The sequence below is a fragment of the Amycolatopsis magusensis genome (assembly GCF_017875555.1).
GTDB lineage: Bacteria > Actinomycetota > Actinomycetes > Mycobacteriales > Pseudonocardiaceae > Amycolatopsis > Amycolatopsis magusensis.
Genome location: NZ_JAGGMS010000001.1, coordinates 3,101,687 through 3,117,407, shown reverse-complemented (window position 1 = coordinate 3,117,407; position 15,721 = coordinate 3,101,687). Strand labels below are relative to the sequence as shown.

Annotated in this window: 11 protein-coding genes; 6 read left to right on the top strand and 5 right to left on the bottom strand. The window is 68.8% G+C overall.

The genetic code is table 11. From position 1 onward, the window contains the following. Positions 1-173: 173 nt before the first annotated feature. Positions 174-1,208 carry a GDP-mannose 4,6-dehydratase gene (locus JOM49_RS14170; protein WP_209664756.1) on the bottom strand — a complete coding sequence of 345 codons (1,035 nt, stop codon included), beginning with the start codon at positions 1,206-1,208 and terminating at the stop codon, positions 174-176. 285 nt (positions 1,209-1,493) lie between these two features. On the opposite strand from JOM49_RS14170, the gene JOM49_RS14165 reads away from it, so the two are divergent. The 5 genes from JOM49_RS14165 (at position 1,494) to JOM49_RS14145 (ending at position 9,827) form a co-directional block, all read left to right on the top strand. Continuing rightward, complete coding sequence (locus JOM49_RS14165) at positions 1,494-3,182, top strand: ABC transporter ATP-binding protein (protein WP_282769642.1); 1,689 nt, start codon at positions 1,494-1,496, stop codon at positions 3,180-3,182. Beyond that, positions 3,179-5,038 carry an ABC transporter ATP-binding protein gene (locus JOM49_RS14160; RefSeq protein WP_308158738.1) on the top strand — a complete coding sequence of 620 codons (1,860 nt, stop codon included), beginning with the start codon at positions 3,179-3,181 and terminating at the stop codon, positions 5,036-5,038. Before JOM49_RS14165 ends, JOM49_RS14160 begins: the two co-directional genes overlap by 4 nt. Positions 5,039-5,407: 369 nt before the next feature. Continuing rightward, positions 5,408-6,622, top strand: coding sequence for a cytochrome P450 (locus tag JOM49_RS14155; protein WP_209664755.1), 1,215 nt, complete (start codon positions 5,408-5,410; stop codon positions 6,620-6,622). A 215-nt stretch (positions 6,623-6,837) separates the two neighbouring features. Further along, positions 6,838-8,388, top strand: a complete 1,551-nt coding sequence (locus JOM49_RS14150) for a DHA2 family efflux MFS transporter permease subunit (protein WP_209664754.1) — start codon at positions 6,838-6,840, stop codon at positions 8,386-8,388. Between the two features lie 233 nt (positions 8,389-8,621). Then, positions 8,622-9,827: an IS110 family RNA-guided transposase gene (locus JOM49_RS14145; RefSeq protein WP_209663709.1), complete on the top strand. Its 1,206-nt coding sequence runs from the start codon at positions 8,622-8,624 to the stop codon at positions 9,825-9,827. Positions 9,828-10,192: 365 nt separating this feature from the next. On the opposite strand, the gene JOM49_RS14140 is transcribed toward JOM49_RS14145, so the two are convergent. Then, complete coding sequence (locus tag JOM49_RS14140; protein WP_209664753.1) at positions 10,193-10,345, bottom strand: hypothetical protein; 153 nt, start codon at positions 10,343-10,345, stop codon at positions 10,193-10,195. A 523-nt stretch (positions 10,346-10,868) separates the two neighbouring features. Here JOM49_RS14140 and JOM49_RS14135 point away from each other — a divergent pair. Then, a complete protein-coding gene (locus tag JOM49_RS14135; protein ID WP_209664752.1) occupies positions 10,869-13,070 on the top strand; it encodes a terpene synthase family protein in 2,202 nt (733 codons plus the stop codon). A 24-nt stretch (positions 13,071-13,094) separates the two neighbouring features. Here the strand turns inward: JOM49_RS14135 and ligD are convergent, their stop codons facing one another. From ligD to JOM49_RS14120, 3 genes are read right to left on the bottom strand one after another with little or no spacing between them, the layout of a single operon-like run. Beyond that, entirely contained in the window at positions 13,095-14,099 is a 1,005-nt protein-coding gene (gene ligD / locus JOM49_RS14130) for a non-homologous end-joining DNA ligase (protein WP_209664751.1), read from the bottom strand. After that, a complete protein-coding gene (locus tag JOM49_RS14125; protein ID WP_209664750.1) occupies positions 14,096-15,184 on the bottom strand; it encodes an ATP-dependent DNA ligase in 1,089 nt (362 codons plus the stop codon). The genes ligD and JOM49_RS14125 overlap by 4 nt, the downstream gene beginning before the upstream one ends. Before the next feature lie 35 nt (positions 15,185-15,219). Continuing rightward, on the bottom strand, positions 15,220-15,669 hold the full coding sequence (locus JOM49_RS14120; protein WP_209664749.1) for a MarR family winged helix-turn-helix transcriptional regulator: 450 nt from the start codon (positions 15,667-15,669) through the stop codon (positions 15,220-15,222). Between the last annotated feature and the right edge of the window lie 52 nt (positions 15,670-15,721).

The window sequence follows — 15,721 nt, the reverse complement described above, 5'->3', positions numbered from 1 at the left end:
CTCAACTCAACCCATCTCGACAACCGGACGGCCGGGTAAGAACGGCATGACAGCCGGCCCGGACCGCGGGGACTCCGGGCGGGGGCGACTTCGATCCTGGTCGCGCGCTGAGACCACCATGTACGCAGTCTCGCCGCGATCGGGCTGGGAATTCCCTATAACCAGGGCAGAGCTCACCAGTTGGCGGCGTGGAGCAGGTCGGCGTACTCGTGCTCGCGCAACGCCTGCTCGAGGTCGGAATCGACCATCATGCGCATCAGTTCGGGGAAGTCCACTTCGGGCTCCCAGCCGAGCGCGGCCTTGACCCGGGTGGTGTCGGCGCAAAGGATCTCCACCTCGGCCGGGCGCACCAGCGCCGGGTTGATCACCACGTGGTCGCGCCAGTCCAGGCCGACGTGGTCGAAGGCGATCCGCACGGCGTCGCGCACCGAGTGCATCTCCCCGGTGCCGACCACGTAGTCGCCCGGCTCGTCCTGCTGCAGCATCAGGTGCATCGCGCGCACGTAGTCACCGGCGAAACCCCAGTCGCGCACCGCGTCCAGGTTGCCCAGCTCGAGCTTCTCCTGCAGGCCCAGCTTGATCTTCGCGACGGCGAGGGTGATCTTGCGGGTGACGAACTCCGAGCCGCGGCGCGGGGATTCGTGGTTGAACAGCATGCCCGACACCGCGTACATGCCGAAGGACTCGCGGTAGTTCTTGGTGATGAAGTGCCCGTAGGCCTTCGCCACGCCGTACGGGCTGCGCGGGTGGAAGCTGGTGGTCTCCTTCTGCGGGGTTTCGGCGACCTTGCCGAACATCTCCGAAGAGGACGCCTGGTAGAAGCGGATCTGCTTGCCCACGTCCACCCGCTGCGAGCTGTTCAGTCCGCTGACCATCCGGATGGCCTCCAGCACGCGCAGCACGCCCATGCCGTTGACCTCGGTGACCAGTTCGGCCTGCTGCCAGGACATCGGCACGAAGGAGATGGCGCCGAGGTTGTACACCTCATCCGGCTGCACCTTGTCCACCGCGGAGACCAGGCTGCCCTGGTCCATCAGGTCTCCGTCGACAAAGGACAGATCAGCCACCAGGCGGCTGACCCGCGACTTGCGCGGATTGGCCTGCCCGCGGATCAGGCCCCAGACCTGGTATCCCTGGCTCAGCAGGTACTCGGCCAGGTAGGACCCGTCCTGCCCGGTGATCCCGGTGATCAAAGCTCGCCTGGACATCGTCTCCCTCTCCACTACTTCCAGCACTTCGGGTCGACTCCGCCCACCGCCACCCGGACTCCGGCCGCGGCTTGCACGGTAGGCGCGCGGGCACTAGGGAATGTTCGAGATTCGAGCCTTGCCGCCCCAGCAGCCGCAACCCTGCCCCGCGCACCGCCCGCCGGGGACCGGCGAACGGCGAACACTAGGGAATTCCCAGCTCAGCGGGCCGGCGATCAAGACTAGGGATTTTGTGGTTTTCTGTGGGTTCGACTGTGACTCCGCCCGGTCGACCCGGAGAGTGCCGTGCTGCCCAAGCCGTCCCAGCCGTCCCCACCGGCCCAGCCGTCCCTGCTGGCCACCGTCCTGCCCCGGCTGCGGCCCTACCGCCGCCGGATCGCCGTCCTGCTCGTGCTGCAGCTGTGCCAGACGGTGACCACCCTGCTGCTGCCCACCTTCAACGCGCTGATCATCGACTACGGCGTGGTCCGCGGGGACGTGGGTTACATCTGGACCACCGGGGTGATGATGGCCGTGATCGCGGTGGCGCAGATCGCCGCCGCCATCGCCGCCGCGTTGCTCGGCGCCAGGATCGCCGCCGCGGTCGGCCGTGACCTCCGCTCCTCGGTTTTCCGCCGGGTGCTCGACTTCTCCGCCCGCGAGGTGGGCCGGTTCGGCACGCCCTCGCTGATCACCCGCACGGTCAACGACGTGCAGCAGGTGCAGAACCTGGTGCTGACCACCTTCGACGTCGCGGTGATCGCGCCGATCATGGCCGTCGGCGGGCTGGTGCTGGCGTTCAACCAGGACCTGCCGCTGGGGTTCGTGATGATCGGCCTGATCGTCGCCGTCGGCGTGGCCATCGTGCTGATGCTGGCCAGGATGGGCCCGGTGTACTCGGCCATGCAGCGCTGCATCGACCTGATCAACCGGCTGCTGCGCGAACGCATCGCCGGGGTGCGCGTGGTCCGCGCGTTCGTCCGCGACCGCCGTGAGCACGAGCGCTTCGGCGAGGCGAACGAGGAGATGTACGGCCATTCCCTGCGGGTGGGCCGGTTGATGGCGGCCATCCCGGCCGTGGTGATCATCGTGCTGAACGTGTTCACCGTCGGCCTGGTCTGGCTGGCTGGCTGGCGCATCGACAACGGCACGCTGCAACTCGGCGCGATGACCGCGCTCCTGGGCTACCTCGGGCTGATCGTGATGTCGGTGGTGATGCTGACCATGGTGTTCACCAGCGCGCCCCGCGCGATCGTCTCCGCCGGGCGCATCCAGGAGGTCATCGACACCGAGGTCAGCGTGATCGTCCCAGCGCACCCGGTCCGGGCGGCCGGGCGCGGGCGGCTCGAACTGCGGAACGCCGAATTCGGTTACCCCGGCGCGGAACAACCCGTGCTGCGCGGGATCAACCTGGTCGCCGAACCCGGCGAAAAGGTGGCGATCGTCGGCGGGACCGGCAGCGGCAAGACCACGCTGCTGAACCTGGCGCTGCGCCTGTTCGACGTCACCGGCGGGGCCGTGCTGGTCAACGGGGTCGACGTGCGCGAGCAGGACGAGGACGCGCTCACCCGGACCGTCGGATTCGTGCCGCAGAAAGCTTTCCTGTTCTCCGGCACGGTCGCGAGCAACCTGCGCTACGGCCGTCCCGACGCCACCGACGACGAACTCTGGCACGCGCTGGAAGTGGTGCAGGCCAAGGAGTTCGTCGCCGAAATGGACGGCGGGCTGGAGGCGTCGATCTCGCAGGGCGGCACCAACGTCTCCGGAGGCCAGCGGCAACGGCTCGCCATCGCGCGGACCCTGTTGCGGCGCCCCGACATCTACCTGCTCGACGACTGCTTCTCCGCGCTCGACCACCGCACCGAAGCGGCGTTGCGCGCGAACCTCGAACCCGAACTCGCGGAGGCGACCGTGTTGCTGGTGACCCAGCGCGCCAGCAGTGTGGACCGCGCGGATCGCGTGGTGGTGCTCGACAAGGGCCGGGTCGCGACGTGACCGCCCGCCGCCTGCTCCGCCTGCTCTCCCCGCACCGGCTGCTCGTCGCCGCCGTGGTCGTGCTCGGCATGGCCTGGATCGCGCTGAACCTGCTCGGCCCCAAGCTGCTCGGGTACGCCACCGACCTGATCTTCGCCGGCTTGCTCAGCACCGGCTACCCGGCCGGATCGTCCAAAGAGGACGTCGTGGCCCAGCTGCGCGCCGACGGCCGCGACACCCTGGCCAACGTCTTCAGCACCACCGACATGGTGCCCGGCGAAGGGGTCGACTTCGGCAGCCTCGGGGTGGTGCTGCTGATCCTGCTCGCCGTCTACCTGGTCGCCGCGATGTTCATGCTGTGGCGCGGGCGGCTGGTGGCGACCATCGTGCAGCGCGTCGTCCGCGGGCTGCGCACGCAGGTCGACGCGAAGCTGAGCCGGTTGCCGATGGGCTACTTCGACCGCCACGCCGGCGGTGACGTGCTCAGCCGCGCCACCAACGACATCGACAACCTGCAGATGAGCTTCCAGCTCACCCTCGGGCAGCTGATCAACTCGGTGTTCACCATCCTCGGCGTGCTCGCGGTGATGCTGGTCCTTTCCCCGACGCTGGCGCTGATCGTGCTGCTCAGCGTGCCGGTGGCGGCGGTCATCGCGTGGGTGATCAGCAAGCGCGCCCAGCCGCGGTTCGCCGAGCAGTGGGGCGCCACCGGTTCGCTCAACGCGCACATCGAGCAGATCTACACCGGGCACTCGCTGGTCAAGGGCTTCGGCAGGCGCGAACTGGCCGAGCGGGAGTTCGACCAGCACAACCAGGCCCTGTACCACTCCGGCTCCCGCGCGCAGTTCATCACCGGCATGATCGAGCCCGCCGCGCGTTTCGTCACCGACCTGAACTACGTGCTGGTCGCGGTGGTCGGCGCACTGCGCGTGGCGAGCGGTTCACTGTCCATCGGGGACGTCCAGGCGTTCATCCAGTACGCGCAGATGTTCAGCAGGCCGATCGTGGACCTGGCGAACTTCTCCGGTCAGCTGCAGTCCGGGCTGGCTTCGGCCAAGCGCATCTTCGAACTGCTGGACGCCGAGGAGCAGACCGCGGACGCCGATCCGCCGCTGCGCCCCGGACCGACGCGCGGGCACGTGGTCTTCGACCGCGTCAGTTTCCGTTACCTGCCGGGCAAACCGTTGATCGAGGACCTGTCGCTGACCGCGGCACCCGGGCAGATCGTGGCGATCGTCGGCCCGACCGGCGCGGGCAAGACCACGCTGGGCAACCTGCTCATGCGGTTCTACGAACTCGACGGCGGCCGCATCCTGCTCGACGGCGAGGACATCGCACGGATGACCAGGGAGGACGTCCGTGGCCGGATCGGCCTGGTGTCCCAGGACTCCTGGCTGTTCCACGGCACCATCGCGGAGAACATCGCCTACGGCCGCCCGGACGCGACCCGCGCGGAGATCGTGGCGGCGGCGGAAGCCACGCGCGTGGACCGGTTCGTGCACACCCTGCCCGACGGGTACGACACCGTGCTCGACGACGAGACCTCCACCGTCAGCGCCGGTGAGAAGCAGCTGATCACGCTGGCCAGGGCGTTCCTGATCCGGCCGTCGCTGCTGGTGCTCGACGAGGCGACCAGTTCCATCGACACCGAAACCGAAGCCCGCGTGCAGGACGCGATGAGCTCGCTGCGCGAAGGCCGCACCTGCTTCGTCATCGCGCACCGGCTGTCCACTGTGCGCAACGCCGATCTCATCGTGGTGATGGAAGGCGGGCAGCTGGTGGAACGCGGCACGCACGCCGAACTGCTCGAAGCGGACGGCACCTACGCCCGCCTGCACGCGGCTTCCTCCGCCACTCCGGTCGACCTGATCTCTTAGCAAATGCCCTAGCGGTCAGTTCGGATACTGGGAGTACCTGGGGAACGATCGTGTCGCGACGGCGAGTGGAGGGTTCCGGGATGACGCTGAGCGTTGACCGGCCGATCGACCCGGGTTCCGGCCAGTTCGTGTCCTGTTCGGACACTCCCGGCGCACCCGCCGGCCCCCGCGCCGCCCGCAGACGGCCGCGCGCCGTCGTTCCCGGCCGTGTCGTGGACGACACCACCCCGCTGTGAGCAGGTAAGAGAGCGAACAGGGGTTTCGTAGGGGGTATGCACAGTGTATCGGTTTCCTTACAGTCACTTGCGTGGCGAAGTTGGTTAATCACGCCCCACGTCCGGTTTCGAGGGAAGAAGTAGGGCCAGCCGCATGAACGAAGCGCTCGCAGAGAAGCAGACCTGCCCGTTCCCGCTGGCGCGGGACGCCGACCACGTGCTCGACCTCCCGCTGGACTACCGGCGGATGCGCCAGGAGGAACCGATCGTGCGCGTCACGCTGCCGTCGGGCGAGGTCGCCTGGCTGGTCAGCCGGTACGCCGACGTGAAGCTGGTGCTGTCCGACGAGCGGTTCAGCTCCCGAGTGGCCGCTCCCGGTTTCCCCAAGGGCTTCTACTTCCCGGTGGACCCGCAGCCCGGCGCCTTCGTCGCGGTGGACCCGCCCGAGCACACCCGGTACCGCCGGATGATCATGGGTCAGTTCACCAAGAAGCGCGCCGAAGCGCTGCGCCCGGAGATCCAGCAGATCGTCGACGAGCACATCGACAAACTGCTCGCCGGTCCCAAGCCGGTCAACCTGGTCACCGCCTTCGCCCGGCCGATCCCGCTGATGGTGGTGTGCGACCTGCTCGGCGTGCCCTACAGCGACCGGCTCGCCTTCGGCCGCTGGATCAACACCCTCGTCGAAGCGAACCCGAGCCCGGCCGCGCGCAACGCCTCGGCCGCCGCGTTGTTCGGCTACATGAACAAACTGGTCGCCGACAAGGAACGCAAGCCGACCGACGACGTGCTCGGCAGGCTCGCGGGCGAGCAGATCCGCAAGGGCGAACTGAACCGCAACGAGGCCGTGGTCATCGGCATGATGCTGCTGTCGGCGGGTTACGACACCACCGCCAGTTCGCTGTCGCTGAGCGTGCTCTCACTGTTGCAGAACCCGGACCAGATGAAGCTCCTGCGCGAGGAGCCGGAAATCGCGGTCAGTGCGGTGGAAGAACTCCTGCGTCACCAGAACGTCATGCAGCACGGCGTGGCGCGGGTGGCGGTCGAGGACGTGGAACTGGCCGGGCAGACCGTGCGCGCCGGGGAAGGCGTGATCGCACTGACCTCGTCGGCCGACCGCGACGACGAGATGTACCCCGACGCGGACCAGCTCGACCTGACCCGCGGCGGCAGCAACCCGCTCGCCTTCGGCTTCGGCATCCACAGCTGCATCGCGAAGTTCCTGGCCCGCGTGGAGATGCAGATCGCGCTGAGCACGCTGGTGCGCCGGATCCCGACGCTGGAACTGGCCGCGAAGCCGGAAGAACTGGAGTTCCGCAACCCGTCCGCGATGGTCTACAGCGTGAACGAGCTGCCCGTGACGTGGTGAGGGTGTTCGCTGCGCTTCAAACGTGATCGCGCACACACGAGAGTCGAAACCGGTCGCATTCTGTCGGTGCCCGCCCCTAGCATCGGCGACCGTAATCACCGACCGTGAGTCAGCCCGGTTTCTTCCGGGCGTCGTGGGGGCCAGCGGCGGGGATTCCCGGCTTTCGATCGCGCGACGCAGCGCTCGATCACCCAACCACGCCCGAACGGACTCCGATGACGACCACAGACCAGGGCCCACCGGCGGCTCCGGTGCCCCAGACCGACAAACTCGACAGCGCCGTGCTCAAGATCGCCGCCGTGGTGGTGCTCGGCTCGATCATGGCGATCCTGGACACCACGGTGGTCAACGTCGCCCTGCAGGCGCTGACGCTGGAGTTCAAGACCTCGCTGGCCACCATCCAGTGGATCGCCACCGGCTACATGCTGGCGCTGGCCACGGTCATCCCGGTCACCGGCTGGGCCTCGGACCGGTTCGGCACCAAGCGCCTCTACCTGGTGGCGATCACCCTGTTCCTGTTCGGCTCGATGCTGGCCGGGCTGGCCTGGAACATCGAGTCGCTGATCGCCTTCCGGGTGGTCCAGGGCCTCGGCGGCGGCATGCTGATGCCGGCGGGCATGACGATCCTGACCAAGACCGCGGGCCCGCACCGGGTCGGCCGGGTGATGGCGGTGCTCGGCGTGCCGATGCTGCTCGGCCCGATCGGCGGCCCGATCCTGGGTGGCTGGCTGGTCGACTCGGTCAGCTGGCGCTGGATCTTCTACATCAACGTGCCGATCGGCATCGTCGCCCTGCTGCTGGCGTGGCGCCTGCTGCCCTCGGACAAGCCCGAACCGGCGGAGAAGTTCGACTTCCCCGGCATGCTGATGCTTTCGCCCGGGCTGGCGGCGCTGATCTACGGCGTGTCGGACATCCCGTCGGCGGGCGGGGTCACCGAGGTCAGCGTGTGGCTGCCCGGCCTGGCCGGGATCGCGCTGATCGCCGGGTTCATCGTGCGTGCGCTGCGCGTGCCGAACCCGCTGGTGGACCTGACGTTGTTCCGCAACCGCACGTTCACCGTCGCGATGATCACCAACACGTTCTTCTGCATCGCCTTCTTCGGCGCCATGCTGTTGTTCCCGACGTACTTCGTGCTGGTGCGCGGGGAGTCGGCGCTGCAGGCGGGGTTGCTGCTGGCGCCGCAGGGCATCGGCGCGATGCTCACCATGCCGATCGCGGGCAGGCTGGCGGACAAGATCGGGCCGGGCAAGGTGGTGCTGCCCGGGATGGTGCTGATCGTGGGCAGCATGGTCATGTTCACCATCGTCGGCGCGGACACCCCGTACTGGCAGCTGCTCTCGGCGCTGTTCGTGATGGGGATGGGCATGGGGTGCACGATGATGCCGATCATGACCGCCGCACTGCAGACGCTGACGCCGAAGAAGGTCGCCCGCGCCTCCTCGGCGGCGAACATCGTGCAGCAGACCGCCGGCGCCATCGGCTCCGCGGTGATGTCGATCATCCTGGCGGGCCTGCTCGCCGGTAAGTTCGGCGTGCCGACCAGCGAGGGCCAATTGGCCGCCACCGCCGCACTGATGAACCCGGCCACCCACGACCAGGCCGCCGTCCTGGCCGCCGACTCGTTCGCCTCCACGTTCATCTGGGCCGGCGTCCTGATCGCCCTGTGCTTCGTCCCGGCCCTCTTCCTCCCGCGCAAACCCCCCACCCCCTCCGACACCACCGACAGCGACACCCCACACCCCGCCCCACCCATCCTCACCCACTAACCCCTCGTTACCTTTTTCATAGTTCCTGATCAAGGAGCTGTGGTCGCCAGGTTCGGCATGACTGATGCCCCCAGTCGAGTCCATGATCCGGGGGGTGGTGTCACCGGGCCTGGCGGCATCGAGGGACCGCTGATAGGGACACGGCCACCCCGCCGGGTAGGTCTCGTCGTAACGTGGGTGCCGGCCATCGATGCCTGACCGGCGACCACCCGCGACGGACGAAAGACGCGTGCATGAGCAGCAGTTTCGGCGTGTTCCTCGGTCTTGACGTCGGCAAAGAATCCCACCACGCGGTGGGCCTGGACCCGGCCGGGAAGAGGCTGCACGACGGCCCCTTGCCCAACAGCGAACCCAAACTGCGAGCGCTGTTCGACAAACTCGCCAGCCACGGGCCGCTGCTGGTGGTCGTCGATCAGCCCGCGACGATCGGCGCGCTGCCGGTCGCTGTCGCGCGAGCCCACGGGCACCAGGTCGCCTATCTGCCCGGACTGGCGATGCGCCGGATCGCCGACCTCTATCCCGGGCGGGCGAAGACCGACGCCCGCGACGCGTTCATCATCGCCGACGCGGCCCGCTCGCTGCCACACACGCTGCGCCCGGTCGACGTCGGTGACGACACCCTGGCCGAGCTGGAGGTCCTGGTCGGCTTCGACGACGACCTGGCCGGTGAGGCCACCCGCCTCGGCAACCGCATCCGCGGGCTGCTCACCGGCGTCCATCCCGCCCTCGAACGCGCGATCGGCCCGAAGATCAGTCATCCGGCGGTCCTGGAAATCCTGTCCCGCTGCGGCGGCCCCACCGGAATCCGCAAGGCCGGGCGCCGCAAACTCACCGCGATAGCGAAGGCCCACGCCCCGCGCATGGGCGACAAACTGGTCGAGGCGATCATGACCGCGCTCGGCGAGCAGACTGTCACCGTCCCCGGAACCACCGCCGCGGACACCGTGCTGCCCAGACTCGCCGACAGCCTGAAAACCGTGCTCCAGCAACGCACACAGCTCGCCACCGAGGTCGAGGAGATACTCGATGCGCACCCTCTTGCCGGGGTCCTGACCTCCATGCCGGGCATCGGGGTCAGGACCGCCGCCCGCATCCTGCTCGAGATCGGCGACGCCTCCAACTTCGCCAGCTCCGCACACCTGGCCGCCTACGCCGGCATCGCCCCGGTCACCCGCGCCTCGGGCACCAGCATCAAAGGCGAACACCCCGCCCGCACCGGCAACCGCAAACTCAAACGCGCGTTCTTCCTCGCCGCCTTCGCCGCACTGCACGATCCGGCCAGCCGCACCTACTACGACCGCAAAAGAGCCGAAGGCAAGAAACACAACGCCGCCCTCATCTGCCTCGCCCGACGCCGCTGCGACGTCCTCTACGCCATGCTCCGCACCGGCACCCACTACCGACACCCCGAACCAGCCCACACCGCGGCAGCCGCTTGACAAACCCATAGGGACACCCCCCCTTTTCCTCCACCCCAGTGCGGCGCCACCCAGGCGCCGCACTTTTTCATTCCCACCTCCCACCGCCCTCCCCATTCCCCGCCCACGCTCCCCCACCCCAACGTGAAACTCATCTACCCGAACGTAGAACTCACCCACGTGAACGTGTAACTCACCTTCCCGAATGCAGAACTCGGCTACCTGAACGCAGAACTCACCACCCGCCCCCCTTCCGCTACACCCACACCCAAACCCCCGAACCCCACGTTCAGACACCCGAACCCCACACTCAGGCACGCGAGTCCCACACTCAGGAAGCCGAACTACACACTCAGACGCCCGAACCCCACGCTCAGGAAGTTGAACTACACATTCGGGAAGCCGAACCCCACGTTCAGGAAGCCGAGTCCCACACTCGGGTAGGCGAGTTCCACATTCGGGTAGGCGAGTTCCACATTCGGGTAGGCGAGTTCCACATTCGGGTAGGCGAGTTCCACATTCGGGTAGGCGAGTTCCATATTCGGATGGGCGGCTGGCCCCTGGGGGTGGGCGGATTCGACGTTCAGAGTCGGGGTCCGCGCTCGAGTGGGGCGGAGCCTACGGAGGCGAGCCCGGGGTGACGGTAGTCCGGTGACGGCGTCCATGAGAGGAACCGGGTGCAAAGGTGAGGCGGAACCGGAGGGGTGTCCGGGCAGAACCTCCCCATCCCGGTCCCCAGCCAGGAACACGGCGGGGATTGGTTTGTCAAGGCACGCTTTCCCGCCTTGACAAACCAATCCCCGCCGTAGTCACACTGAAAAACCGGGCTGGACACCCCATCACCAGTCCCACCGGAACGACCCGAAACCCACCGACCGGGCCACCGAAACCGCCCCGAAGGCAGCATTTCACCCACCCCGAAAACCGAGACCCCCACCCTCCGCAGTACCAAGGTTCACTCGTTGGGGAAGCGGGTATCGCTCTCCTGGCCGTTGCCCCGCCCCGCCTCCGGGTGCCAGCGTTTACCGGAAGCCCCGAAGCCACAGAGAGCGGGTACCAGGAATGCAGGCATTCACCCTGCCCGAGTTCTACATGCCCTACCCGGCCAGGATGAACCCCCACCTCGAGCGCACCCGCACGCACAGCATGCAGTGGGCCCGCGACATGGGCATGCTCGATTCCCCCACTCCCGGCGGCGGCCTGGTCTGGGACGAACCCGCGCTCGCCAAGATGGATTACGCGCTCATGTGCGCCTACACCCACCCCGACTGCGACGGCACCGCCCTCGACCTCATCACCGACTGGTACGTCTGGGTCTTCTTCTTCGACGACCACTTCCTCGAGGAGTTCAAGTACTCCCGCGACCTCACCGGCGCCAAGGCCTACCTGGACCACCTCGAACTGTTCATGACCGACAACCCGCCCGAGCCGACGAATCCCGCCGAGGCCGGGCTCAAGGACCTCTGGGCCCGCACCGTCCCCGCCATGTCGGAGGACTGGCGCCGCCGGTTCGTCACCAGCACCCACAACCTCATGGTCGAATCCATGTGGGAGCTCGACAACATCAACCGCGGCCGGATCGCGAACCCGATCGAGTACGTGCAGATGCGCCGCCGGGTGGGCGGGGCGCCGTGGTCGGCGAACCTGGTGGAGTGCGTGGCCGCCGAGGTGCCGGAGGCGCTCGCCTCCACGCGCCCGCTGGAGGTCCTGCGCGACACCTTCTCCGACGCCGTCCACCTGCGCAACGACCTGTTCTCCTACCAGCGCGAGGTCCAGGAGGAAGGCGAGAACTCCAACGCCGTCCTGGTCTTCGAGAAGTTCTTCGGCTGCACCACCCAGGAAGCCGCGGAAATGGTCAACGAGCTGCTCACCTCGCGCCTCCAGCAGTTCGAGAACACCGCCCTCACCGAGATCCCGGACCTCCTCGCCGCCAACGGCACCCCGCCGCACGAGGCGCTCGCCGTCGGCGCCTACATCAAGGGCCTGCAGGACTGGCAGTCCGGCGGGCACGAGTGGCACGCGCGCTCCAGCCGCTACATGAACGAGGGCGCCGCCGGTGACCCGCTCGCCGGGCCGACCGGCCTGGGCACCTCGGCCAGCAAGCTCGTCTTCGAACCCGGCGCGCGCACCTGGGTCCGCCAGCACTCGAACCAGCCGCACCAGCCGGTCGGCCCGCTGCCGCTGCCCGAGATCCACATGCCCTTCCCCATCCACACCAGCCCGAACCTGCCTGCCTCCCGCGAGCACACCGTCGCGTGGGCCAGGGAGATGGGCATGCTCGACGCGAACCCGATCCGGGTGTGGGACGAGCGGCGGCTGCGCGGCATCGACCTCCCGCACTGCGCCGCGATGATCCACCCCGACGCCAAGCCGGCCCAGCTCGACCTGTCCTCGGACTGGCTCGCCTGGGGCACCTACGGCGACGACTACTTCCCGCTGCTCTTCGGCACCCGCCGCGACCCGGTCGCCGCGCGCGCCTGCAACGCGCGGCTCTCGCTGTTCATGCCCGAGCCGGGTCAGCCGACCCCGGCGCCGGAGAACCCGGTCGAGCGCGGCCTGGCCGATCTCTGGCAGCGCACCGCGGGCCCGATGTCGGAGGGGCACCGGCGGCAGTTCCGCCAGTCCGTCGAGGACATGACCGCGAGCTGGGTGTGGGAGGTGGACAACCAGGCGCAGAACCGCATCCCCGACCCGATCGACTACGTGGAGATGCGGCGCAAGACCTTCGGCTCGGACATGACGATGAGCCTGGCGAAGCTGTCCCATTCGGTCGAGGTGCCGCCCGAGGTCCACCGGCACCGCACCATGCACGAGCTGGAGACCGCCGCCCAGGACTACGCCTGTTTCGTCAACGACCTGTACTCGTACCAGAAGGAGGTCGAGTACGAGGGCGAGGTGCACAACCTCGTGCTCGTGGTGGAGAACTTCCTCGGCGTGGACAGGTTCAAGGCCGCCGAGGTGGTCGCGGACCTGATGAAGGCACGCATGGACGAGTTCCAGCACATCGTCGCGGACGAGCTGGAGGTGATGTACCACGAGCTGGACCTGTCCGAGGAGGTGCGGCGCGTGCTGAGCGCGCACGCCGAGCACCTCAAGGACTGGATGTCCGGCATCCTCGAGTGGCACCGCAAGTGCGTGCGCTACACCGAGCCGGAACTCCGCCAGATCCAGCAGGACATGGTGCCCCAGGCCGACTTCACCTTCCGGCCCACCGGCATCGGGACCTCCGCCGCACGGCTCCAGGACGTGCTGGCGGTCAGGTGAGGACGCCCGGGCCGCGCCAGGTGATCAGGGGCGCTTGGCGCGGCTCGGGGCCACACGCGGGGGTTCGCCGGGCTGCTTCGGGTAGACCGGCGGCCACGGCGCGTCCATCAGGCCGCCGTCCAGGTCCCGCCGCGACCACGCCAGCAGCGGTTCCAGCGACTGCGGCCGCTCGTTCATGCCCGCCCACGGGTCACCGCGCTCGGCGACCAGCGCGGGCACGGTCGCAATGGTCAGGCCGTCGGGTTCGACGGTGCCGAGTTCGTCCCAGCGGATCGGCGTGGACACCTGCGCCCCGGCACGCGGTCGCACGCACCACGCCCCGAACACCGTCTTGTGCGGCGCGTTCTGGTTGAAGTCGACGAACACGCGGGAGCCGCGTTCTTCCTTCCACCACTTCGCCGTGATCAGCCCGGGGTGCCGCCGCTCCAGCTCACGCGCCAGGGCCACGGCACCGGCCCGCACCTGGTAGCCGTCCCACCGCGGTGCCAGCCGGACGTAGACGTGCAGCCCGCGTGAACCCGAGGTCTTCAGGTGCGCCTCGATGCCCAGTTCGCCGAGCAGGTCCCTGGTCAGCCCGGCCGCTTCCCGCAGCTGTGCGAATTCGACCCCGGGCGACGGGTCCAGGTCGATGCGCAGTTCGTCGGTCACCTCCGGGGTGTCCGCGTGGTACGGCCACACGTGGAAACCCAGGCAGCCGAGGTTGACCGCCCACAGGATGTGCGCGAGGTCGGCGGCGACCAGCGCGTCGCTGGTGGTGCCGTTCGGCGTGGACACCACGGTGGTCTTCAGCCACGGCGGCACCGACTTCGGCACGCGCTTCTGGAACCAGGATTTCCCGCCCGCGCCCGCCGGATACCGCTCCAGCAGCAGCGGCCGCCCCTGGATGGTGTTCAGCAACGGCCCGGCGACGGCCTCGTAGTAACGCGCCAGATCGAGCTTCGTCTCGGCGCGCTCGGCGAAGAACACCTTGTCCGGCGAGGTGATCGGCACGTCGACCCCGTCCGTGGTGAACACCACCGCCTCGCTCATCCGGCTGTCCCGGACGCGGCTTTCCCGAACAACGCCGCCAATTCCGCCGGCGCCACCTCGTCGAGCTGCGCGTAGGTGCAGGACGACGGTTCGCGGTCCGGCCGGAAGCGGACCAGCCTGCCGCCGTGCCGGAACCGCCCGGCCATCACGTGCTCGTAGCGCACCTCGGCCACCCATTCAGGCCGCAGCGGTTCCCACGAGAGGTCCTTCTTGCCGGTCCACCGGCTCACACCGCCCGGCATCCGGCCACCCAGGTGCGCCTGCGCCTCGGCCCATTCCGCCCACGGGTGCGTGGCCAGCGCGTTCTCCCGCAACGGCGCCAGTTCGTCGACCAGCTCCCGGCGCCGCGCGGCGGTGAAGCTGCTGGCCACGCCGACGTGGTGCAGCCTGCCGTCGTCGTCGAAAAGGCCGAGCAGCAGCGAACCGACGCTCTCGCCATCCTTGTGCCAGCGGAATCCGGCCACCACGCAGTCGGCCGTGCGCTCGTGCTTGACCTTGAACATCACGCGCTTGTCCTGCTCGTACGGGAGATCGCCCGGTTTGGCCATCACCCCGTCGAAGCCGGCGCCCTCGAACCGGGTGAACCAGTCCTCGGCCACCGCGGGGTCGTCGGTGACCGGCGTGAGCACGATCTGCGACAGCGCGTCGGAGAGCAGGCTCGCCAGCAGGCGGCGGCGCTCGGCGAACGGCTCCTCGGTCAGGTCGCGATCGCCGAGCGCGAGCAGGTCGAAGGCGACGAAGCTGGCGGGCGTCTCCACGGCCAGCTTCTGCACGCGGGAGGCGGCGGGGTGCAGCCGGTTCTGCAGGGTGTCGAAGTCCAGGCCGGAGCCGGTGACCACGACGATCTCCCCGTCCACCACGCACCGCGGCGGCAACGCGGCCCGCAGGAGGTCGGCCAGTTCGGGGAAGTACCGGGTGAGCGGCCGGTCGTTGCGCGAGCCCAGCTCGACCTCGTCGCCGTCGCGGAAGACGATGCAGCGGAAGCCGTCCCACTTCGGCTCGTACAGCACGCCGGGGCCGCGCGGCACCTCACGGACGGACTTGGCCAGCATCGGCTTGACCGGCGGCATCACGGGGAGCTCCACGCTCGGATCGTAGGCCGTGAGCAGCGGTTATGCGATCAGGAAACGTCAGCCAACCGGGCGAGGGCCCCCACCAGTGGCGCCAGCTCGGGCAGTTCCCCGGCCTCGGCCAGCGCCTGCGAGAGCGTCCGGTCGTGGGTCGGGCGGGCTTCGGCGAGCAGCGCCTGGCCGGCCGCGGTGACCTCGGTGTAGATGCCGCGGCGGTCGGTCGGGCACAGGTAGCGCTGCAGCAGGCCGCGATCTTCGAGCCTGCTCACCAGCCGGGTGGTCGCCGACTGGCTCAGCACCACGGCGTTGGCCAGCTGGGTCATCCGCAGGTGGAAGCCGTCCTGCCGGGCCAGCACGTCGAGCACGGTGTATTCGCTGACCGACAGCTCGTGCCCGCGCTGCAACGCGCGTTCGAGCTGGTCTTCGATGCGGGCGTGCAGGGCGGCCAGGGTGCGCCACCCCTGGGCGCGTGCCTCCACGGCGTCATCCGGCAGTGACACGGTTCACCACTCCTCGCCCGGCAGCGCCGATCGTTGCCTGCTAGCGTATCCG